At 43.4% G+C, this 20,014-nt stretch carries 19 protein-coding genes; 6 read left to right on the top strand and 13 right to left on the bottom strand.

Features of this window, described 5'->3' with window-relative positions; all coding sequences use genetic code 11:
- Positions 1 to 6: 6 nt before the first annotated feature.
- From AC5ZC7_RS04910 to AC5ZC7_RS04885, 6 genes are all read left to right on the top strand, one after another.
- A complete protein-coding gene (locus tag AC5ZC7_RS04910; RefSeq protein WP_496162615.1) occupies positions 7 to 1,362 on the top strand; it encodes an aldehyde dehydrogenase family protein in 1,356 nt (451 codons plus the stop codon).
- A 157-nt stretch (positions 1,363 to 1,519) separates the two neighbouring features.
- On the top strand, positions 1,520 to 2,476 hold the full coding sequence (gene coaA, locus AC5ZC7_RS04905; protein ID WP_496162614.1) for a type I pantothenate kinase: 957 nt from the start codon (positions 1,520 to 1,522) through the stop codon (positions 2,474 to 2,476).
- The gene (locus AC5ZC7_RS04900) at positions 2,476 to 3,060 is read left to right on the top strand and encodes a cyclic nucleotide-binding domain-containing protein (RefSeq protein WP_496162612.1); all 585 of its coding nucleotides are present in this window, start codon (positions 2,476 to 2,478) and stop codon (positions 3,058 to 3,060) included. The genes coaA and AC5ZC7_RS04900 overlap by 1 nt, the downstream gene beginning before the upstream one ends.
- 235 nt (positions 3,061 to 3,295) lie before the next feature.
- Positions 3,296 to 3,571, top strand: a complete 276-nt coding sequence (locus AC5ZC7_RS04895; protein ID WP_511911398.1) for a DoxX family protein — start codon at positions 3,296 to 3,298, stop codon at positions 3,569 to 3,571.
- A gap of 32 nt (positions 3,572 to 3,603) precedes the next feature.
- Positions 3,604 to 4,362: an MBL fold metallo-hydrolase gene (locus AC5ZC7_RS04890; RefSeq protein WP_496162609.1), complete on the top strand. Its 759-nt coding sequence runs from the start codon at positions 3,604 to 3,606 to the stop codon at positions 4,360 to 4,362.
- Between the two features lie 108 nt (positions 4,363 to 4,470).
- On the top strand, positions 4,471 to 5,271 hold the full coding sequence (locus tag AC5ZC7_RS04885) for an FkbM family methyltransferase (RefSeq protein ID WP_496162607.1): 801 nt from the start codon (positions 4,471 to 4,473) through the stop codon (positions 5,269 to 5,271).
- Positions 5,272 to 5,276: 5 nt separating this feature from the next.
- On the opposite strand, the gene AC5ZC7_RS04880 is transcribed toward AC5ZC7_RS04885, so the two are convergent.
- The 13 genes from AC5ZC7_RS04880 to tssD all read right to left on the bottom strand — a co-directional run bounded on the left by AC5ZC7_RS04880 (position 5,277) and on the right by tssD (position 19,897).
- Entirely contained in the window at positions 5,277 to 6,680 is a 1,404-nt protein-coding gene (locus AC5ZC7_RS04880; RefSeq protein WP_496162606.1) for an undecaprenyl-phosphate glucose phosphotransferase, read from the bottom strand.
- 52 nt (positions 6,681 to 6,732) lie between these two features.
- Complete coding sequence (locus tag AC5ZC7_RS04875; protein ID WP_496162605.1) at positions 6,733 to 7,923, bottom strand: glycosyltransferase; 1,191 nt, start codon at positions 7,921 to 7,923, stop codon at positions 6,733 to 6,735.
- A gap of 48 nt (positions 7,924 to 7,971) precedes the next feature.
- Positions 7,972 to 8,709, bottom strand: a complete 738-nt coding sequence (locus tag AC5ZC7_RS04870; protein ID WP_496162603.1) for an FkbM family methyltransferase — start codon at positions 8,707 to 8,709, stop codon at positions 7,972 to 7,974.
- Positions 8,706 to 9,824, bottom strand: a complete 1,119-nt coding sequence (locus AC5ZC7_RS04865) for a glycosyltransferase (RefSeq protein ID WP_496162601.1) — start codon at positions 9,822 to 9,824, stop codon at positions 8,706 to 8,708. Before AC5ZC7_RS04865 ends, AC5ZC7_RS04870 begins: the two co-directional genes overlap by 4 nt.
- Positions 9,824 to 10,693: an FkbM family methyltransferase gene (locus AC5ZC7_RS04860; protein WP_496162600.1), complete on the bottom strand. Its 870-nt coding sequence runs from the start codon at positions 10,691 to 10,693 to the stop codon at positions 9,824 to 9,826. The genes AC5ZC7_RS04865 and AC5ZC7_RS04860 overlap by 1 nt, the downstream gene beginning before the upstream one ends.
- Positions 10,694 to 10,707: 14 nt before the next feature.
- Entirely contained in the window at positions 10,708 to 12,111 is a 1,404-nt protein-coding gene (locus AC5ZC7_RS04855; RefSeq protein WP_496162598.1) for an O-antigen ligase family protein, read from the bottom strand.
- 39 nt (positions 12,112 to 12,150) lie between these two features.
- A complete protein-coding gene (locus tag AC5ZC7_RS04850) occupies positions 12,151 to 13,059 on the bottom strand; it encodes a hypothetical protein (RefSeq protein WP_496162596.1) in 909 nt (302 codons plus the stop codon).
- Positions 13,059 to 13,706 carry a methyltransferase domain-containing protein gene (locus AC5ZC7_RS04845; protein WP_496162595.1) on the bottom strand — a complete coding sequence of 216 codons (648 nt, stop codon included), beginning with the start codon at positions 13,704 to 13,706 and terminating at the stop codon, positions 13,059 to 13,061. The genes AC5ZC7_RS04850 and AC5ZC7_RS04845 overlap by 1 nt, the downstream gene beginning before the upstream one ends.
- Entirely contained in the window at positions 13,693 to 14,400 is a 708-nt protein-coding gene (locus AC5ZC7_RS04840; protein ID WP_511911395.1) for an FkbM family methyltransferase, read from the bottom strand. The genes AC5ZC7_RS04845 and AC5ZC7_RS04840 overlap by 14 nt, the downstream gene beginning before the upstream one ends.
- Positions 14,397 to 15,746, bottom strand: a complete 1,350-nt coding sequence (locus AC5ZC7_RS04835; RefSeq protein ID WP_496162592.1) for an oligosaccharide flippase family protein — start codon at positions 15,744 to 15,746, stop codon at positions 14,397 to 14,399. Before AC5ZC7_RS04835 ends, AC5ZC7_RS04840 begins: the two co-directional genes overlap by 4 nt.
- The gene (locus tag AC5ZC7_RS04830; protein WP_496162590.1) at positions 15,739 to 18,123 is read right to left on the bottom strand and encodes a polysaccharide biosynthesis tyrosine autokinase; all 2,385 of its coding nucleotides are present in this window, start codon (positions 18,121 to 18,123) and stop codon (positions 15,739 to 15,741) included. Before AC5ZC7_RS04830 ends, AC5ZC7_RS04835 begins: the two co-directional genes overlap by 8 nt.
- Complete coding sequence (locus AC5ZC7_RS04825) at positions 18,120 to 18,881, bottom strand: polysaccharide biosynthesis/export family protein (RefSeq protein WP_496162588.1); 762 nt, start codon at positions 18,879 to 18,881, stop codon at positions 18,120 to 18,122. Before AC5ZC7_RS04825 ends, AC5ZC7_RS04830 begins: the two co-directional genes overlap by 4 nt.
- Before the next feature lie 629 nt (positions 18,882 to 19,510).
- Positions 19,511 to 19,897 (bottom strand): type VI secretion system tube protein TssD, encoded by a 387-nt coding sequence (gene tssD, locus AC5ZC7_RS04820; protein WP_291926631.1) that lies wholly within the window; start codon positions 19,895 to 19,897, stop codon positions 19,511 to 19,513.
- Positions 19,898 to 20,014 lie beyond the last annotated feature (117 nt).

The raw sequence follows: 20,014 nt of genomic DNA, 5'->3' as shown, positions 1-20,014 counted from the left end.
ACCAGTATGTTTACAAGCATTAATCCATTTACGCAGGAAACCATTGCTGCATATACAGCACATACGCCCTCCGAAATAGAGCAGAAATTGCAGTTGGGGCATAAAGCCTGGCAGCAATTAAAGGAGACAACACTGGAACAACGCCGGCAATGGATGATGCAGGTTGCACAATCCATGAAAGACCAGGTAGATATGCACGCAGCCATCATTTCACAGGAAATGGGGAAAACGCTGAAAGAAGCCAGGGCAGAAGTATTGAAATGTGCCACCTCCGCGGAATATTATGCAGAAAACATCACGGAGATGCTGCAACCTAAACCGATCCGTTCTGACGCCTATAAAAGTTATGTATCTTATGAATCCAAAGGTATCATACTGGCGATCATGCCATGGAACTTCCCCTACTGGCAGGTGTTTCGTTTTGCCATCCCCAATATACTGGCGGGCAATGCCGGCCTGTTAAAACATGCCAGCAACGTAAGCGGCTGCGCATTAGCCATCGAAAAAATATTCACCGAAAGCAATTTTCCGGCAGGTACTTTCCAATCCCTGCTGGTATCTTCCAAAGATATTACGCCGGTAATTGCAGACGACCGCATACAGGGCGTTACCCTCACCGGTAGTACACCGGCAGGCAAAAGCGTGGCCGCCATAGCGGGTCAATACCTCAAGAAAACGGTACTGGAGCTGGGTGGTAGCGATCCGTTTATTGTTTTGAAAGATGCGGACCTCGAAGCCGCCGCTAAAACAGCCGTACAGGGCCGCATGCAAAATGCCGGGCAATCCTGTATTGCTGCCAAGCGCTGGATTGTGGAAAAAGAAATTGTGGCCGATTTTACAGCGGCAGTAAAACGCGTTATCCAGGACATCAAACAAGGCGATCCTGCCCTGGAAACCACTACGATGGGACCAATGGCCCGCCCCGACCTCGCGGAAGATCTCGCAAGACAGCTACAGGAAAGCATCCAACAAGGTGCAAAGCTGGAGTTGGGTGGCACGTATGAAGGCTGTAACTTTGCACCCACCCTGCTAACCGGGGTAACCAATCAAATGACTGCTTTTAAAGAAGAAACATTTGGCCCACTGGCCGTTATCATAGAAGCAAAGGACGAAGCACATGCCATTGCCCTCGCCAACGAAACTATTTTCGGATTAGGCGCCGCCCTGTGGACCAGTGACCTCGATAAAGCAGCCCAACTAGCTACCCGGATAGAAAGTGGTAACGTTTTTATTAACGCTATGGTACGTTCTGATGCCCGTTTGCCCTTTGGTGGCATCAAGCAATCAGGCTACGGACGCGAACTATCACTGGAAGGGGCACACGAATTTCTGAATATCAAAACTGTCTATATACAACAATAAAGCTTTTGGCCATTAGCTTTTAGCGTTTAGTAAATGCAAACAAGACTAACCTTTGATCCTGCTGCATACACTAATAGCTACTGCCTCGAAAGATAACCAACCGTTATCTCCGTTGCATTTACTAATGGCTAACCGCTAAAAGCTAACAGCTAGTACAATGACCACTTCTCTGAAACGCGACCGCTACTCTCCCTATATCAGTTTCTCCCGTAAAGACTGGGCAGAAAGAAGCGGTGATGCTTTGCTGCAAATGCAGGACTATGACCTGGAGGCACTGCACGGCATGAACGAACCACTTACACAGGAAGAAATTACACAAGTATATCTTCCCCTGGCACATCTGTTGAATTTGTATGTAACCTCCTCGCAAAAGTTGCATACCGCCACCAGCAATTTTCTGAGCAGCCAGGCACATAAGGTACCTTATATCATTGGCATTGCAGGGAGTGTGGCCGTAGGAAAAAGCACCACCGCGAGAGTGCTGCAGAAATTACTGCAGGCATGGCCCAATCATCCACGGGTAGACCTGGTCACCACCGATGGATTTTTGTATCCGAATAAAATACTGGAATCGCGGAATATCATGAACCGTAAGGGTTTCCCGGAAAGTTATGATATCAAAAGACTCATACATTTCCTCGCAGATGTAAAATCCGGCAAAGAAAAAGTGGCAGCACCACTGTACTCCCACCTGGAATATGACATATTACCCGGCCAGCTGCAATGGATAGAGCAACCAGATATCGTAATTGTGGAAGGCGTGAATGTGTTGCAGGTACGTCCACGTCAACAACAGAAAGACCCCGCCATTTTCGTATCTGACTTTTTCGATTTCAGCATTTATGTTGATGCAGCTGAAAAAGATATCCGCAAATGGTACATTGCCCGGTTTGAATCGCTGCGCAGAACAGCGTTTCAGAACCCGGACTCCTTCTTTCACCGGTACGCACACCTCTCCGATACCGCCACCGTGGAATTAGCCACCCAAATCTGGGATGATATCAACAAACCTAACCTGGAGCAAAACATTGCACCTACCCGCTATCGCGCCAGTTTGATCCTGGAAAAAGGACATCATCATTTTGTTCAATCTATTCAACTGAGGAAAACCTAATGCCAGGTACCGAAAGCATTCGTAAACAGCTGCAGGCATTGCTGAAAGCCACTATGGTGGACTGGACACAGTTTGAAGCCATCCTGCAGCCGGTTACCTTCCCCGCGGGAAGTTATCTCTCCGAAGCAGGAAAAACCGCTCATGCCATTTTCTTCATTGAAACAGGGATTGTGCGGGTATATACACTTCACCAGGGCAAAGAAATCAGTATGGACTTTGCTTTCCCTGGCTCCTTTACCGCTTCCTATGCCTCGTTTATTACACAACAACCGGCCGCCGTATACCAACAAGCCATTACGCCCGTAACCGGCTATGCTTTCCATTACAAGGATTTACAGGCACTCTATGCTACCTCCCATGAGGCAGAGAAAATTGGCCGGCTGATGGCAGAATACCAATATCTTCAGAAATACAACCGGGAACTCTCTTTCCTTCAGTTTACCGCACAGGAAAGATATGCACAACTGTTACAGGAACACCCGGAAGTGATCCAACATATTACCATCAAACAAATTGCCTCTTACCTGGGCATTGAGCCGGAAAGCTTAAGTCGCATCCGTAAAAATATGAGCCTCCCGGATTAACTAACATTTGTTAGTAGTAATTGTCCGGGAGATATGGACCTTTGAAGTCTAAAATGATTTACAAATGGCTTTCTTTTCCGGCTTATGCAGCATCGCGCTTTTGTTACTGGCAATTGGTTATATTTTTTCGATCGAGGTGTTAAAAATATGCTCTTTTGATGCGCGTATATCCGCTGCCGTTATGTTTCTGCTAATTGGCTTTTTCCACCTCGCAAAACCTGGTAAACTTATTTACATGATTGAGGGATGGTTTCCATTCCCGCGCTTTCTCATTCTTTTTACGGGTGTACTGGAAATGTTACTGGGCATAGGTTTGCTGTTTCCCGCCACTCAATACTATGCCGGGTGGGGATTAATGCTGCTGCTGGTAGCCATGTTCCCTGCCAACATTCGTGTAGCCATACAACAATTGCCAGCGCCGGGTGGATTACCTGCCAAACCCTGGTATACCTGGAGTAGATTATTATTTCAACCTGTCTATATTGCATGGATATGGTGGGTGATTAATTAATATCTTTATTCCATTCTTTAAATTTCATCACCATGCGCATACAATTTTTACGCAATGCTACATTGCTATTAGAATGGAATAATAAGCGGATATTGGTTGATCCTATGCTGGGCGCTAAAGACAGTCTCGATACCGTTCCCAACGCCGCCAACGCTCTCCGTAACCCTTTGGTCGATCTCCCTCTCAGCGAAGCAGCCCTGCAGGAGTTGCTGACTACCCTGGATGCTATTATTGTTACACATCGTCACCGTGACCACTGGGACGTAACGGCACAAGCCATATTACCGAAACATTTGCCGGTATTTTGCCAACCCGCAGATGTAACGGCACTCACCGAACAGGGCTTTACGCACCTGCATCCCGTTGATACCACTGTAGTATGGGAAAACATCACTATTACCCGTACCGGCGGGCAACATGGTACCGGTGAAATTGGGAAGAAAATGGCGCCTGTTTCCGGTTTTGTGTTGCAGGATGCACACATGACTTTATACATCGCCGGCGATACTATCTGGTGTGAAGAAGTGAATGCTGCTATGGATACCTTCCAACCTAATTATGTAGTGGTAAATGCTGGCGCTGCGCAATTCCTGCAAGGCGATCCTATCACCATGACTGCCGCTGATGTCATCACTACCCTGCAACATCCGGCAAAAAGCAAGGTGGTTGCGGTGCATATGGAAGCTATTAATCACTGCTTCCTTACCAGGAAGGCACTGGCACAGGCCGTAAGCGTCGCCGGATTATCGGCCATTATACCTGAACAGGGAGAATGGATAAATTTATTATAGCTTTTAGGAATGAATAAACTGAACAACTGCTCATGCGGGGATTATGATTACATTTATCAGCGATAAAATGGCTCCTCCTGATATCTTACACTGCATAATAACTCCAGAATGACAAAGTTGGTAAAATCCGTGAAAAGCGTCTATGTATGGCTGTTTGCCAGAAAAGCATTTTACAGGTTCAATTTATTCTGCTACAAGCTAAGTATGTGTGGGCTCGGCATCCGCAATTTTGAAAACGATACCGTGTCCGGAGAAAAAGCATTCATCCGGTACCTGATCAGGAACCGGAAACTGCATTCCGGCGTCATCCTGGACGTAGGCGCCAATATAGGCAACTATACGGTAATGCTTCGGAAAAACAAGATATCACTACCCATCTTTGCCTTTGAACCACATCCGGTGGCATTCAGGAAACTGGAGGAAACTGCCCGCACACACCAGTTTACCGCAGTGCCTGAAGGCGCCGGAGAAACGGCTACCACCACCACTATTTATGATTATAGCGGTGATGGCGGTTCAGAACATGCCAGTATGTATGAAGACGTTTTCAACACCCTCCGCCATCGTCCCGCAGAGGGTGTTGTTATACACCTGACCACTATAGATGAATTTGTAGCAAAACATCAAATTGAACAGATTGCACTCCTCAAAATAGATACGGAAGGAAATGAACTCAATGTACTGAAAGGGGCTGTTAACACTATCCGACAGGGTTTGGTGGACGTGATTCAGATTGAGTTTAATGAGATGAATGTTATTTCAAGGACTTTTTTCAGAGACATAAAAAACATCCTGGTTAATTACGATTTTTACCGGCTGCTGCCAAATGGGCTACTACCACTTGGTACCTACAATGCCACCGAGTTCGAAATATTTGCATTCCAGAATATTGTAGCTGTTAAACAATAGCATTTTCAATAAGCATGCTTATCTCCCTTTATCATATTCATGATCGTCTGGAATATAATCTGGCAATCGAGCCAGAAACTATAATTTTCTATATACCACAAGTCCAGATCCACCCGTCGCTGCATTTTACCAGGCTCCCTCGTTTCTCCACGGCATCCATTTACCTGCGCCCAGCCGGTAATACCGGGTTTCACTAAATGCCGCAGCATGTAATGCTGAATCACATTTTTCGATTCATCGTGTAAAGGAATGGGGTGAGGGCGGGGTCCTACAATAGACATATCTCCCATTAAAACATTAATGAACTGAGGTAACTCATCCAGGTTCGTCTTACGCAAAAACCTTCCGATACCAGTTACCCGCGCATCCCGTTGGGTAGCCTGTAAATAATGTCCATGTTCATCTACCACATCACTATTCACCACCATCGATCGGAATTTATAACAGGAAATACGCTTGTTCTTTACCCCCCACCTTTCCTGCTTATAGAATACAGGACCTTTCGATGTCAGCTTAATCAGCAACGCGATAATAGGAAACAACCAACTAAATACCGTTATAAATAACACCAACGTAAATACGATCTCGAACAACCGCTTAAAATGTTGCAGGGTAATGTCATCCAAAGGTGAGGTCCGGACGGTAAACAAAGGGAAGCTCCCCATAAAATGCATGCTGGCGGTAGGCGTACAGTACCGGTGACATTCCGATATAATCCTTACCCGTTTGGCTTCCTTCTCACTGGCAACAATTATTTTCTCTACCTGGTCATTCAACCCTCCCGGGATGGCCACCACTACTTCATCAATGTCTGTACTTTCCAGGATGCCTGGCAAGTCGGCTAATTTGCCCAGGTATTGTCCATTCATCATGGCCATGCGCTCATCGTCCAAAAATCCCACACAGCGGTAACCAAAATGATCATTAGCCCGCATGGTTTTGTAAAAATTCCACCCGGTTTCACCCGCACCGATGATCAGCACATTTTTAAGATTATACCCTGCTGTTCTTAACTGCAGGAGGATTTGCTTTACCGTGAATTTAGCCGTCACAATACCACCAAAAATCAGGCTGGTATATAACAGCGTAAATGTTCTGGGATAGGGATACCATTTAAACACATAGAAAAATAAAAAAGTAAAAAAACAGCCGTGCAACAAAACCGTTTTCAGGATGGCTATAAACTCAAAAGAAAATGATTTCGTTCTGAAATCATCATACAAATGCATAAATAAACCAATAATAGTCCAGGAAAAAATGCTGAGCCCTAACAACATAAAATTAAATGGCGACATAAATACATCTCCCTTGATGGCGATGTATTCGCGGGTAAATAGGAAAAAAGCCGCCAGCACAATGTAATCAATGATCAATCTTACAAAGAAATTGATGGTGATAATCTGTTTCATAGAATGCGTATGTTGAAATTCCTAAAATGAATTAGGTTAAATAGCCGCTACTTTAAACAGTTTTATTAAAAACCTGTATAAACTCCTTTCCAATCTTTTCTATATTGAATGTTCTTTCTGCATATGCTCTTCCATTGTTGCCCAGTTTCGTTCGTAACACCTTATTCTCTACCAATAATTCCAGGTAACGGCAAAAACCAGCTTCATCATCCGGCGATACACAGTATCCCACCTCGTTGTTATGTATAATGGCAGCGCTCAGATTGGAAAGTGGCATTGCTGCCACAATCGGTTTTTGTGCGCACAAATAAGTCAACACTTTAGAAGGAACGGAATACACACCCGCTTCTTTCTCCAGGATAGCTAATAATATATCTGCTGTGCCCAATACTTCGCTCATCTGCCTGAAGTCCTGGAAGGGCAATAGCAGGAGATTGTCCAGTCCATACCGTTGTTGTTCTTTCTTCAGATAATCTGCGCCCAGTCCCTCTGAAATAACAATCAACGCCACTTGTTTATTTGCCTGAAAATGGCGCGCTGCTGCTACCAGGATAGCAGGATTGTGTTTCAATCCCAATGTGCCGGAGTATACCAGGCAAATCTTATCTGTAAGGCCATACTTTCCGGCCCAGCTGTTATGCTTTTCTACCAGCGTGATCTCCGCAATTGGCGCCCAGTTGGGAATACAGGTCACCTTCTTTGGATGTACATCCCACCGGTAGAAAATGTCATTGAAATCACGGGTAATACTTACCACGTGATGACTTTTACGCAGCAGTCCGGATTCCAGTTGTTTGAAATAATACCAGATCGGATATCCCAAAACGCCCAGCTTCTTTCTCGCAATCTGTTGGATGGCCACAGTATATATATCCTGGCACCAATAAATGAATTTGATCCGGCGCTGCCGGCAGTATCGCTGCAGATGCTGTTGCACAAACAAAGGAGTAGTGCCGCTCAAAATTACTTCCGGCAGAAATCTGTCCAGCTCCACCGCTAATTGACGCGCATACTCGATCTCCTGTTTTCTTCGTTTCAATAACGAATATTTGTCAAAAACACCGGTGATCGTAATCGGTAATACATGCAGGTTACCAGTGGTATCCATCCTTGAAAAATCGCCTTTGGGCGATTGAAAAGAAGTAGAATAGGCATGTAATACCTGGTGACCATCTTCAGCTAATTGCCGGCTTAGCTGCAATGGAAAAGCATGTCCCGAATGATCGTTAACAACTATTTTCATGAGTCAACCTGTTTTCAACACTAATTCTCCCGGTAGCAAAAAACTTTTCTAATGTTTCCGTCTATATAAAAGATCCATTTGAAGGATCTGTAATTGTTCTGATTGTAAAAAACCTACGGGGCCAATGAATTCAAAACCTAATTCCTTCACAAAGCTGTGCATCTCATCAAACAGTGGCTCCCCCTCATACATGGGAACAAAAGAGGCCTCAAAAAGGAGGTATTCGATCTGATGTAAACAAGCAGCTGCTCCTTTCAAAATCTCTTTCTCAAATCCCTGTACATCCATTTTAAGTAGTACCGGCGGTACCAGGGCAATCTCTTCACTGACCTCATCCAGCTGTTTTACTTCTACCGTTATCTGCTCTACCATGGCTGTTCCCGGGATCAGGTGCTGCTGCAAATCTGACATCGGCAACGCTGAACTGGCGTGCGAATAAGCGTTACTATAAAATACCAGTGCACCGGACGAACTACCCAATGCATAGTTATAGGTATGTATCTCTTTTACCTTACGGGTATTATGCTGCAACAGGTGATAAACTTCCGGTAGCGGCTCAAACGAATGAATTTTACAACCCGGATAGAAATAACTGGCTGCCAGGGCAAACTGTCCCTGGTTAGCGCCAGCGTCCAACAGCGTATTCAATTGTGGGATATGGTGCCTGCAATTATGCAGGATTTGTGTGGATGCCACAGAAGCGCCCTTTTCCAGCAAAGAGGAAAAGCCTCTTCCTGATTTCAGGAACACCTTCATGGTATCAGCTATTTTAAAAAGCAAACTCATCTTGAAAATTTATGATCCCAACAATCTTTATAAAATCGAATCGTTTCCGAAACACTTCTATCCCATGTAAACATCTTTGCCCGTTCCAGGCCTGCCGCTATCACCTGCTGCCGGTAATGATCATTTTCCAGCAACCTGATTTTTTCCACGAAAGCGGCAGCATCCACCTTGTCTACTAACAATCCGGCGGGTCCTGTTACTTCCGGCACAGACGATATATTGGCCGCTACCACCGGACAACCCGCTTTCATCGCTTCTCCCGGAGGGAATCCAAATCCTTCGTAAGCAGATGGATACAACAGGCAAAAAGCATGATTATAAAACAGGTTGAGCGTATCGGCATCCACACTTTGAAAAATATGAAATCGTTGCCGCTGTGCCGGATGGATACACTGCATCTCTTTGTCTGTCCATGTTTCACCTCCCACTACTACCATGTGATAACTATCCGGTAGTTGTTGCATGACTTCCGTTGCCACCTGGAAATTTTTATAATTTCTCCTGGCCCCTACATATAAAATATACGTTGTCTCCGGAGCCACAGGGAGTTTTGGGTGCGTTGATGAGCGTTCCCACACCGGGTAAAAATCATCCGCTATGCCATGTGGGATGATCTTGATGCGGTCCGGATCTGCATCGGGATAAAAATGGAGCAGGTCATTTCTCGTATGTGCCGAAATACAAATAATGCCATCAGCATGTTTGATTCCGTAGGCCTTCTGCCGGATATTTGCCCAGGCCCGGGGAAAAGCCGTAGCCAGTTTTCTTTCATGCGCGAAGTCGTGCACCGTAAGAATATTCAGGATATCCTTCCGGGGCGCAACACGCAGGTACCCTCCGTGAAAAACAGCACGGGAGGGAATATGGTAGCGAATGGGCATATAACGCAAATATTTATCCGGTATCCAACTTTCCTTTATACAATCAAAACCGCTATAATCAATTCTCTGTTCGAATATATTGTCCGATGCTTTTCGTGCATTCAAAAAACTAACTGCCAAATCACTTTTACAGATGCCAGTTATCAGTTCATACCAGTAAACGGATACGCCACCGCTCCGCTGAATAGAAAAAACCAGGTTATCCAGGAATAACTGCATAGCTCTTTTGTTCATTATATCCACATGTGTAGCATAACAGGGTTACCGGATAAATAATGTATTCCTTTTACCAAATGATTATATTCCGGTACAACTCCTTTTATGAGACCAATCAGTGTATGATAATTTTGTCCCTTGTGATAAGTAGTAATCGCAATTTTGGGTTTGCTGATACGGATCGTTTCCAATGCACCACGGATCATGTTCTCCTCAAATCCTTCGATATCCGCTTTCAGGTAATCAATTTTAATTCCTTGTTCAGCAAATAAGCTGTCGATCGTTACCAAATTCACTTCCAGTGAATGCCCGTTATGGGCGTATGTCTGAACGGTAGCATCCAGTACGGTATTCCCTGATGTTATTGCCAGGTAGGCCTTCTGACAGGTAGCTCCTGCTGCTACTGGCAAAATAGTGATCGCTTTATTCTGCTGAAAAAGCACTCTCAGGGAATCCACGAATAACGGCAACGGCTCCATGATAAAAATATGTTGGGCGGTATGCTGGTGTCTGAAAGCAAAAAAGCCTTCCGCACTACCACAATCCACTACTACATCGCCTACCGCTACTGCCGTTTGCGGAATTTCATAATAATGCCAGTGCCAGGGCCTCGATTCCGCCAACACCATGGCAAAACTATACATCGGTGCAGTAGCCGGATATACAAACAGGTCATCATATCCCCTGATCCGGAAATATTTGTATTGATCATTTTCCTTCACCAAAGCCGACTCCTGCGCCGCTACGGCTCTCATTGAAGGCGAAAACAAATGGCTGATCATCTCACGCATGGATGTTCTTCTTCTTATGCTATTATTTACCAGGTAATGATATAACAGCAGTAAGCGAAACTTACACCCCCATATGATCCTGCTTAACCGCTTCATTCTTTTTGGTTATTTTAAGCGTCATTTTCTCCATAAGCACTTAACATGGTCACCATAATCATAATCAGATCTATCTGACTAAAGAAAAAGCACACCGCTACAAATGCCAGGTAATTATTCTGAAACCTGCTAATATGCTCATTTCGCTTCATCAACACCAGGAAGAATACGATCAACGCAATGCCTCCAAACTCTGCGAGGATAAAAAACCAGCGCATATTGAGATTGTTTCCCCCAATACCAGCCACCCGGTTTTCATAATTCATTTGCCCAAAGAAGTATTTTGGAGGAATAAAAGTACTGTTACCTCCACCGTATCCCGACACCAGCAGATAAGGTTCATCTTTCAAAAAATCTACTACCGGCAACTCCAGATCTCTCTGCAATGGCATCCCCAGGATGATATTGTTCTTTCCCCATATCTCCGTGTTATACCGGTAAGACGATCTCTTAAATATCAGCTGATACACCGCGTTATTTTGATTCTCTGTATACTGCTTGATAAAGTATTCTTTTGAACTGGCGACTCCCATAAAAAGGCCTACAATAGCCGCCAGCGATAAAACAACTTTACTCCGTACAGAGGATACGCCTTTAAAAACAAAGAATATCAGTGCTCCCGCCAGGAGATTAATCCAGCCCGTTTGTGATACCGTTAGCAAACAAGTGACAAAAGAGATGATAGCCATCTTATAATTCCTGTCCCTCAAAAATACCGGGATCGCCAACGAGAGAAAAGCACTTAACATTTTAGGTTCAGAAAACAATGCCTGCACACGAAGGCTCAATACGTCATTGGACTGCTCCATCAGGTAGCGGTGCTGTAATCCCAATATTTCATCCAGTTCCAGGCTATTGAATGCATACTCCGCAACAATCTGTACAGCCGCTATAGCACAGGAAAATTTTGTAATCTTCTTCACGGTAGTCAGGAAATCTTCAAAAGAATAAGTATCCTTTTCCTGCACAATTTTACTACCGATAGCAAATAAAGGCAGGTACGTTTTCAGATAGAAGTAAACCGGCCGTGTGTAAAAAAGGTAGTACTTACTCCCCGGGTAATAAAACGGATCTTTATAAAACTGAATAATCAGGAATACCGCAATACTGGATAGCAAAGGCAGCACCAGCAATAGCAAATACTCCCTCCGGATATACAATTTGCCCCGCACCAACTGATGTACCTGGTCGATTAAAAACGCCAGGCTGATGAAAAAGGTGGCCGTGAACGTGGGGCCAATCATTACCATAGAATAAGCCTCGCCCGCAAATGCATATAACAAACAATCTACCGCCGAGATTCTTTTGTTATAATACAAATACAATAAAGTACCGGCAATCAGGACAGGCATAGCCTCCCTGAAAGTTTCCACATAAACGTTATCACTAATTAAAAGGCCGTATCCGGTGGTATCCATATCTTGGCTTATTTATCTTAGTATTCCTCCTTTATTTATTTACCAGAAAAAACGCTTGTATATTTTATTCAATATCCGCACATTTTGTAACGCTCCTTTTATCCTGACATGTAATGCGCCTATATAAAATATTTTGTCACTCGTAAACTTATCTGCCGTTTCATTGATCTCAGCCTTATCGGGATGTATCACGCGTGGAATACTCCCATAATGCATCTTTTCCAGCCAGTAGGGCACGTGCCGGGTATGTGTGGCGTTCTTTCCATAGCCAATGTTGCTGATTAAGTTGATATCAGGCGTAATGCCACAACCATTGTTAAACCATATCACCAGCACCCACTGAATATCCCAGGTATCCACCTGCCTGTAAAAAATGGATAGAAAATACCGGACTATCGGATCAAGATTCCTTTTCTTCATTAAATGATGATAAGGGCGAAGCGAAAAGTCGTATTTCTTCCAGGCTCTCCGCCAGGTAGCCCAGCCCCAGACATGTATATGCCGGGAGAAATAATAAGATGCATCAGAACGCCTGGCACCTAACTGGAAATTACTGCCGCCAATATGCATCACGTGATGTTGATCACGATAGCGCGCTAAAAGCTCTGTGCAAAATGAAAAGAAGGTAATATCAGGTAGACAATCATCTTCCAGTATAATTCCCTCTTCCACCTCTTCAAAAAACCAGTCTATAGCGGAACTAACCGCCCTACCACATCCCAGGTTATTGGTCCTGAACAACGTTTTTACTTCACAAGGCCAGTCGATATGTTCCAGTATATATTCACGTGTTGCCTGGCACAATGCGTCTTCTCCAGGTACTGCCGGTCTCGGTCCATCTGCGGCAACAAACAATCGCGTTGGTTGTTGCTGCCTGATTTGTTCGAAAACCTGGGTTACCTCTTCCAAACGGTTAAACACAAGGAATAGAATCGGTGTCTGTAACATTACTTTATAGCTTCTAATGCAACCGCGTTATTAAATCGGGCCTCCTCTTCCACTAATTGAAACATGTTGTCTGCGCAATCATTAAAGCCGCATGATCTGATGCTTTTAAAGCCTGTTTGTTGAAATAAATGCGTCAATGAAATCCGGTCCCACATGTATAAATGCTCGCGGTTCCCAAACGCATGTTGCATCAGTTGTTTAAATCCGGATGGTCTTCTTTGTTTGCCCAACATGGTTTCTTCCAGGAACTTAACATTCGCTTCCTGGTCATTACTGTCCAGGTTTTCCAGGTAACGTCTGCTCGCTGATTCCAAATCTGGCACCACACAGCGGAAGTAACCACCAGGTTTCAGGAGCAACCAGGTATTCCTAACGGCCAAACAGCAGTCTTCATACGATAAGTGCTCCAGTACGTGACTACAATAAATACCGTCGCATGAATTTTCCGGTATGCGCGGCAACCCTTTCCTGATATCTCCCAATAACACATCCGGGTGAAAAGACACGTGCATGCCGGACCTTAACAACTTCCCAATTACCGGGAGTTGCTGTAGTCTCAGGGTAGGCGAAGCATCATAGTTCTTCCAACCGGCAGGCGCAGAAAATGGCCCACAACCGTATTGTATGTATAGCTTATTCTCTGACATACTCATTCCTGCTATTTTTGAAGAAATAAGTGTAATAAGTTTTAGCAAAAACCGTGTATTCCATACTTTGCATAAACTGCAACAGTTCACTATTGCCCATATGCTCCAGCTCAAATGGCTGCGACTCCACCAATACATAAGCCGGCCGGTACTTTTCCCAATTATTTGAACGCAACACTTCCATATCAAATCCCTCGGCATCTATGGTCAAAAAATCAATCGATACGCCAGCAGGGAGATGCTGATCAAGTATGTCTGCCAACGGCCAGGTTTCTATTTTCTTCTTCTCCACCACATGATACTCCGGCGCCTGACTATATTCCGTTACTTTCTCGTTTGAAAAAGTACTCAACGCCGGATCGTTAAAAACGTTGTAGGTCAGGTACTGCCTGGTAGCAGACACCCCAATTTCCAGGTTGGTGTCTTGTGGCCTGTATTTATCAAATAACATCATAGAACCCGGCATAGGGTCTATGTTGATACCTCTCCATTTCATTTTATAAAACAGGTAGGTATTAGAAAACCGGAAAGGATGATGTGCGCCTACATCCACATAGGTGCCATTCGTTTTTTCATGAAAGATCCTTTTCAGAATCAGGTCTTCACCTTCTGAGCTATAGGCCTTCCTGCGATACCTGATCTGCGGAAACATACCGGAAATGGCCTTTACTGCTATGGCTTTCATCCAGCTCATTTAGTCATAGATTTTTCAGGTGTAACGGAGAAATACTGGAGAGCGAAATACTTTAAGGAATAACATGCCTGCTTCACATCTTCATACGCCAGCAATGGATTTAACATCCTTCTCGTAAATAGCCATCCCTTTCCACTTTTATCAAATGCTACTAACGACAGGTATACCGCCGAATAAGCAATAACGGTGGCTATGGCTGCTCCTACGCCACCATAAGGACGAATCAGCACAATATTGAGCCCCACATTGATAATAAGCCCCATCATATTCCCATAAAGCGTGATTTTATAGCTGCCTTCAATAACCAGGTATTGGGTAAACATAGAGCACAAAAAAACAGGTACACTCGCCCACACATGGATCATGAGAATAGCGGATGCCGCTACATATTGCTGTCCGTATAAAAAAGGAATAATCAGGTGTGCGGCTAACATCACCAACAGGGAAATGGTAAAGCTTGTCCAGAAAGATAAACGCATGCATTTTTCCACACCCCGCCAATAGGCGGTCATATCGGCCTGTCTTTTTTTAATGAGGTCCGGAAGTATGGCTGTAGCCAAAATAACCGGTATAGCGTACCATAACTCCGATATCCTTGCAGCTACCACATATTCCCCCACCTGCAAGGTAGATCCCAACGTATCCAATAACAACAAGTCTATTTTTACAAATAAAACCACTACCAGGTTAGAAAAAAGCAATGGCCATCCCTGTGTCAGCAAAGACTTCCCTAAAGTATAGTCGATATTAGACAACCATCCGGAAGTGTAGCGACGCCGGTAGTTATCCATAATAACCGCATAGGTAACCACACCTTCTGCCAATGTTACCCACAGAAAATCCGACAATGTTCCATTAGCAAAAACAACCAATAATTTGATGACACAGAAAAGCAGGAACACCACTACTTTAGGAACAATTACTTTTTTTACATCATTTTGTGCCTGATAGAAATAATCAAATACATCAAAAGATTGCAACACAATTGTTAATGCCGTAAAAATGGTGCAGTAGAGATAGATCTCCTGGTTAGGCTTCGAAAGCACCACAAAACCAATACTTATCACCATGCTGATAATGCCCGCGGATATCCGCATGAAAATCAGCGTAGCCACAATGGAAGGCTGTTTATTTTTGCTGTTCAACAATTCTTTCACCGCTATTTTATCCATTCCCAGCAAAGCAAAACTGCCCACAATAGTGGTAAGGGCCAGGGCATAGTTCCAGATCCCGAATTCTTCGGGCCCCAAATGCCGGGCTATCACGGCCAGGATAATGATTCCCGGAAAAAGCTTACTCAGTTTATCGATGAGTAGCCAACCGCTATTTTCAAATACTTTATGCAATTCTTCTTCTTATTTTCTTAAATATTGACACGCCCTTTGCTTTATGCTGCCGGTTGGCGGCATATCCGTAATGGTCGTAATAGTCGTACGGATGAAAAGCATCCTGCTCAATGCCGTTAAAAATGATTCCCTTCTTTCTACGGAACACTTCATTCAGGTTTTCTGCCACCGTGGATAACCTCGATTTAAGCGTGAAATTGTAGCGCACCACGAAAAGCGTACAGTCCACATAAGGAGAGATGCTCTTGGCATCCGATACAATACCAATAGGCGAAATATCAATGATGATATAATCGAATCGCTCTCTCAGCAATGCGAGTAAATCTGCCATCCGTTTTCCTTCTATCAGCTCTACCGGGTTAGGTGGAATAGGCCCGGAAGAAACGAGATAGAGTCCCTCCTTATCTGGTATCTTTTTGATGATTTCATCTGCTGTTTTATTGCCGATGATATAATTGGTAAGACCAATCGTATTATCCTGTCCGATCGACCTGGACAGTTTAGGTTTTCTGAGATCCATTTCTACCAACACTACCTTCTTACCTCCCACCGTTAATGCATTGGCCAGATGAGCAGATATAAAAGTTTTCCCCTCACCGGATACACTGGAAGTAATCATCACAGTAGCAGAGCCATTCTGTTCCGCCAATACGAACTTCAGGTTAGTACGCAGGTTAAATATCTGTTCTTGTATAATAGACCTGCTTTGGGCAGATATCTCATGTATGATAGGCACATCTTCATGTTGTTGAAACACTTCGGCCATAACCGGAAGGTCAAATATCTGTTCAATTTCTTTTTTGGTAAGTACCCGCGGATTCAGGAAATACTTCAGGTAAATGTAGGCGATGCTGAGTACGAGGCCCACCGCAATGAAGCCAACAAATACAAATGATTTCTTCGGCGAAATAGGCTTTTGCGGAACAAAGGCCGGCGCAATTATTTTATTGTCCGTAACATTACTGGCGTAAGACACGGATGCTTCTTCTTTCTTCTTTAACAGGTATAAATAGAGATTCTCTTTTACGCCCTGTTGTCTTTTAATGTTGATGTACTCTCTTTCATAAGCCGGGATATTGGCAATTTTGCCCATGATCTGGTTCACCTTTGTCTGGGTTCCCTGCTGTATCACACCTGCATTTCTCCGATAACCTGCAATGTAGTTCCGGATGGTGTTCCGGGAATCTGTGATTTGAGCATCCAGGTTTTGGATAATATCACTGGTAGGCTGGAGTGAAAGAGATAGTCGTCGCTTTTCCTTCAAACCTTCCTCATAACGATTGATGAGGGAAGTCAGCGTTTGATCAACATTGGTAGAAACAGGTGCAAAAGGGTAGTCGCTGCCAGGATGATTGATATAGTTTTCCACCTGGTTAACAACAGACAATTGCATATTTGCTTCATTCAGGCGAACATCTGCATCCTTTACCTGCTCCAATGCCAATTTGGAGCTTGCATCTATATCGGTGATACCGCGCTGTACTTTGAAATTTTCTTCCTGTTTTTCCAGCAGTCCCAGTTCATCGCGCAGCGAATCAATTCTGACAGTTAAAAAGTTAATGGTTTTCAACGCTACTCTATTCTTATCATCCAATGTGTACTGGTTATAAGTTTCCAGCAATGCATTGAGGAATTTTGCGGCCCTGTCGGCCACCTGGTCTTCGTAAGTAACTACTACCACAGTAGCATCCTTATTTACCAGGCTGGTACCAATATGCTCTATTTTTTTATAGGCGAGATCCATTACGGAATCTACCTCTATGCGAAAAGAACTACTCACCGGTTCCTGTTCGTCCGGCGTGTAGGAGATGATAAACTTGTCCTTATTAATGGCAAAAGGTACCCCTGGCTTAACCTGCAACTGTGTTACCAGGTGATCATCTTCATCAAAATATTTTACTTTCAGGGACGCCTCTCCAGGGGTAACATCAAACGTATAGTTACCAACGTTACTACTATCGCCTAATACCTGGATACCCAGCACGGGCTGATTATATATTTCTTCGTCCCTCACTGCTCCTTTTTTATAATACCGGATATTAAAATGATTACTTTGAATGGCTTTCTCCAATAGTATGGGAGACTTCAGCACTTCCATTTCATTTTCAATGTTCTTATTATTGTTAAACAGCGACAGGGATTTCAACATATCCATTTCTTCCCCACCAGGTTTCTTTTCATCTTTCAGATAAATCTTCGTACTGGACAAATACATGGGCTTTTTATACTTCAGGTATGCGAATGCACCACCCACGGCCAGCAGTGAAATAATGATGAGCAAAGGCCAGTGAAAGACGATTTTCTTGACAAAATCATTCAAATCGATCACAGCATTTTTATTGACTGCATTTCTATCTGCCATAAGAACATGTTTCATTTGCGGAGAATAACAATCGTTGTAACAAGAGAAATAAAACTCAGTATCGCAGGCAACAACAGTAATGTTTTTGACGAGCTAAAAGAGCGGTTAGGACCTGGTTTTACGTATACCACATCGTTGTTTCCCAAATAGTAGTAGGGGGAAGTGAGCGTTTTAGCATCATTCAGATTCACAGTGCCATAGGTTTTCACCCCATTGATCTCTCTTATGACGGTAACGTCATTTCGTTTAGCCGTTATATTAAGGTCACCGGCCATACTCAGGGCATCGAGGATAGTAAACCGTTCTGACGATACTTTATAAGAACCCGGGCGGGCTACATCTCCCAATACAGACACCTTGAAGTTGAGTAACCTGGTAGACACATATACATTTCGTATTTCCTTTTCCAAAGCATGACGGACTGTTTCCGTGACGCCTGTTGTAGTTAATCCTTTCACATATATTTTACCTGCCACCGGCATAATAATATTCCCGGTACTGTCAACCAGGTATCCCTGTTCAATATTACCACCCGCTGCCGCTGTATTACTCAGCATGTTGGGATTAAAAATCATCGATACATCTTTATCAATGGTGGTGACAGTAATTTGCAAAACATCTCCGGCCTGTACTCGCAACTGTTGCGGGATATTTATTGAGTCGCTGCCGTTGACAGTAGCAATGTCATTGAAATAAGTAAGCTTTTTTGAGCTGGAACAGCCTGCCAATAGGATAAATATGACAATCGTGGAAAGATAAAATCTGGATTTCATATGATATGATTGATGATGCCTGATATATGATCAATGGCAGCACATGTCTACGGTTACAACAAGTTTACATCACAAAATTAATGGCAGTTAAATTCGGCACATGACTTTCGATATGGCTATCCTTACTCCTAAATCGTTGCTGGCCAATGTGGCCACTCCCCAAAAGATGTCTATACCTTGAAAATACCCGGGACTATTGTTACTTAGTAGCATATGTCTATTATTCAGAGGGAATATTTAAGTAATTGTAATTATCAAACTGATTTTTAAAACATCAGAACTAAAAAATATGTTCTTAAAATGTCTTGTTTTCGTGCAAGAATGTAAAAATGAACAGAACTCAAAAAAATGAACAGAAAAAACCCGGCAAAAAAATGAACAAATAATACATATAATATTTTAAAAATCTGTTTCAACAGCTATTATGGCAACTATAATTCCAATCAACCTCATGCATATTATCAATCAACCTCATGCATGCAAACCGCTTATTTGACAATATTTTTCCGCTCAAAAAAAGCATTTCATTGGCGTCATTACATTCGTCAGCCGAGAGAACATTTCATATATGGGCACAAAAAAAGCCGGTTCATACGAACCGGCTTCTTTCTGCATAATGTCAGGAGTTATCACACCCATTCATTAACATGTTTTGCGTTACCCATGCTAATTTCACGGGCAGAAATGGTAAAGGAGATCACCATTGGATTTTTGTTTTCGTAGTCGAAAGACTCTTCAAACTTCACCAGGTAACCTTCTTTAAATTCCAATGTTTTCAGTTTGGAATCAGTGTCTCTTTTGTAGAAGGTGATGGAACCATCTTTTCTTTCGAAATTGTTTACCATCCACTCAAAGAGTTCGGTTTTTCCGGTAGATTCTACCGTCAGTTTGATGCGTCCGCCGCGGGTAATTGCCGATGGGCGTCCTGTTGCATCTGTTTCCTGTGTGAGATCGTAGGCTACGTGTTGTACGTTGTACTCTTCACCGCCTGATGTAAATTTTGCCTTGAAGGACATGTGGGTTAATTTTTAAGGTTACAATAAAGAAATAAAAATTAGAAAACTATTTATTGATTTATAAGTACCAAATATAGGATGATTTTTCTGATTAGTCAACACTCCTAACAAATAATT

This window comes from Chitinophaga sp. 9-1-y (assembly GCF_059511905.2).
Note: the sequence above shows the minus strand (reverse complement) of the source record. Positions and strands in the feature narration are given on the sequence as shown.

Excerpts from the sequence above, each read along its gene's own strand:
- AC5ZC7_RS04840 (WP_511911395.1), bottom strand. The coding sequence starts at position 14,400 with ATGAGCTGGATGAAAGCCATAGCAGTAAAGGCCATTTCCGGTATGTTT.
- AC5ZC7_RS04900 (WP_496162612.1), top strand. The coding sequence starts at position 2,476 with ATGCCAGGTACCGAAAGCATTCGTAAACAGCTGCAGGCATTGCTGAAA.
- AC5ZC7_RS04855 (WP_496162598.1), bottom strand. The coding sequence starts at position 12,111 with ATGGATACCACCGGATACGGCCTTTTAATTAGTGATAACGTTTATGTG.
- AC5ZC7_RS04870 (WP_496162603.1), bottom strand. The coding sequence starts at position 8,709 with ATGAGTTTGCTTTTTAAAATAGCTGATACCATGAAGGTGTTCCTGAAA.
- AC5ZC7_RS04890 (WP_496162609.1), top strand. The coding sequence starts at position 3,604 with ATGCGCATACAATTTTTACGCAATGCTACATTGCTATTAGAATGGAAT.
- AC5ZC7_RS04825 (WP_496162588.1), bottom strand. The coding sequence starts at position 18,881 with ATGAAATCCAGATTTTATCTTTCCACGATTGTCATATTTATCCTATTG.
- AC5ZC7_RS04910 (WP_496162615.1), top strand. The coding sequence starts at position 7 with ATGTTTACAAGCATTAATCCATTTACGCAGGAAACCATTGCTGCATAT.
- AC5ZC7_RS04860 (WP_496162600.1), bottom strand. The coding sequence starts at position 10,693 with ATGAAGCGGTTAAGCAGGATCATATGGGGGTGTAAGTTTCGCTTACTG.
- coaA (WP_496162614.1), top strand. The coding sequence starts at position 1,520 with ATGACCACTTCTCTGAAACGCGACCGCTACTCTCCCTATATCAGTTTC.
- tssD (WP_291926631.1), bottom strand. The coding sequence starts at position 19,897 with ATGTCCTTCAAGGCAAAATTTACATCAGGCGGTGAAGAGTACAACGTA.
- AC5ZC7_RS04850 (WP_496162596.1), bottom strand. The coding sequence starts at position 13,059 with ATGTTACAGACACCGATTCTATTCCTTGTGTTTAACCGTTTGGAAGAG.
- AC5ZC7_RS04880 (WP_496162606.1), bottom strand. The coding sequence starts at position 6,680 with ATGAAACAGATTATCACCATCAATTTCTTTGTAAGATTGATCATTGAT.
- AC5ZC7_RS04845 (WP_496162595.1), bottom strand. The coding sequence starts at position 13,706 with ATGTCAGAGAATAAGCTATACATACAATACGGTTGTGGGCCATTTTCT.
- AC5ZC7_RS04885 (WP_496162607.1), top strand. The coding sequence starts at position 4,471 with ATGACAAAGTTGGTAAAATCCGTGAAAAGCGTCTATGTATGGCTGTTT.
- AC5ZC7_RS04895 (WP_511911398.1), top strand. The coding sequence starts at position 3,296 with ATGATTGAGGGATGGTTTCCATTCCCGCGCTTTCTCATTCTTTTTACG.
- AC5ZC7_RS04830 (WP_496162590.1), bottom strand. The coding sequence starts at position 18,123 with ATGAAACATGTTCTTATGGCAGATAGAAATGCAGTCAATAAAAATGCT.
- AC5ZC7_RS04865 (WP_496162601.1), bottom strand. The coding sequence starts at position 9,824 with ATGAACAAAAGAGCTATGCAGTTATTCCTGGATAACCTGGTTTTTTCT.
- AC5ZC7_RS04875 (WP_496162605.1), bottom strand. The coding sequence starts at position 7,923 with ATGAAAATAGTTGTTAACGATCATTCGGGACATGCTTTTCCATTGCAG.